Here is a 1,518-nt window from a genome sequence, read left to right on the forward strand (position 1 = left end):
AAATGCACCGAAGTGCCTGAAACAGAGGATACCTCCACGGCTACTTGGCCGAGGTTCTCAGTGAAGACCACGGTGAGTGTGTGGCCATCAATGGTGGCTTGGATGGTGGAGCCTTTGGGGGTACCTTGTACAGCTCTTTCTTTTACTGCTATATGGCTAAAGCCATCATTAAAGTGTGTGCTGTTTGCACCACACCAGGCTGCGGGCAACAAAAGTCCCAGCAGCAATACGAATTGTTTAATTTTTGTGTGTTGCATATTTTGAGCGTTTTTTAGTTAAACGCCACGAAAATATGGCGATTTTTTGTTACAAAAACGAATTTTGGAATTGCAAAAATTGCAGATTTTTTATTAACAACTTAAAAATCAATATTTAACAGACTTACAGATGCTCAATTAAAAAAGCCGATAATCCTTGTTGGCAATCAAACGCCTTTTCCAATTTCAAGGTATAACGCCTGCATGTGTAATACGGCTCTTGAAGCAACACACAGATGCTCATTTTGTCCAACTGGAGTAGATATAGGCAGCAATGCAGCCATCCCTTTCTCTCCAATGAAGGATATTGGGTTTTTAATGCTGTATAAAGGTTAGGGAAAAACGCTTCCACTGTCTTGGTTAATTGAGCGGTTTGCGATAATGTCATTGCAAATGCCTTGTATTCTGTTATGTCTGCATTGGTTTTAAGCGTATTGCGTATATTGTCGTGAAGCTGGTTTGCCATATTAATAATCTCAAGGCAAATCTGAGCTTGTTTAAAATCCTCATACCTTTCATCAAAGGTGTTGTAGGAAGTATTGCCTTCTGTCGTTTTATGTTCTGCTTTCTGGTTTTCAATTCTTTTTAGGGTTTCTTGCAGCTTTTGGTTACTTTGTTTTAATCGTCCTGATAATGCTTTTTGCTTCATGTCGTGCAAAAGTTGCTCTTCCTTGATTTGTTTTTCAAGAAGTTGTTTTCGCTTTCTATTGGTATGATAAAGAAGGATATATACTAACAATCCAATAATGAGCACACCAACAATTACTAAACATATTGTCGTATATGTCTTTATCATTTGTTGGTGTTGTTTTGATAGATTTGCTTGTCTGAACGCATTATAGAGTTCTGTCAACTCAGATTTGACTTCACTTTGGTTCTCTTCTTGATTGGCAAACGGTGCCAAGAAATTGGCATATTCAAGTATTTCACTATCTCTTCCTTGAGTTTTACAGATATCTAACAACCATTCAGCAGCTTGTTTTTTCGATGTAATACTTTTTGTATCATTATATACATGGGTTATATAATAGAGGGCAGAATCAAATTGTTTTTCATGAAAATAAACTTCTCCAATAAACAAACATCGCGACAAATACTCCGTTTCATTTTTTGCTTGATTCAATAATAACAATACTTAGTTATTTTTTAATTATATGACTCATTATAAGCTACATAGCGCGTATTGTACCGAGCATTCGCCCTGTTTTAGGGCATGTTCCAGTCCATAAACAAGAGCTCTCGGGAAAGGTGGTATAAATAG

2 protein-coding genes are annotated in these 1,518 nt (G+C 37.0%); both read right to left on the bottom strand.

Features of this window, described 5'->3' with window-relative positions; translation table 11 throughout:
- A partial coding sequence (locus tag IJL02_RS11850) for a hypothetical protein (RefSeq protein ID WP_292816726.1) occupies positions 1–257 on the bottom strand: 257 nt, incomplete at its 3' end.
- 124 nt (positions 258–381) lie between these two features.
- A complete protein-coding gene (locus tag IJL02_RS11855) occupies positions 382–1,380 on the bottom strand; it encodes a hypothetical protein (protein ID WP_292816728.1) in 999 nt (332 codons plus the stop codon).
- Positions 1,381–1,518: the final 138 nt, after the last annotated feature.

It is taken from the genome of Methanobrevibacter sp. (genome assembly GCF_017427765.1).
Classification (GTDB): domain Archaea; phylum Methanobacteriota; class Methanobacteria; order Methanobacteriales; family Methanobacteriaceae; genus Methanocatella.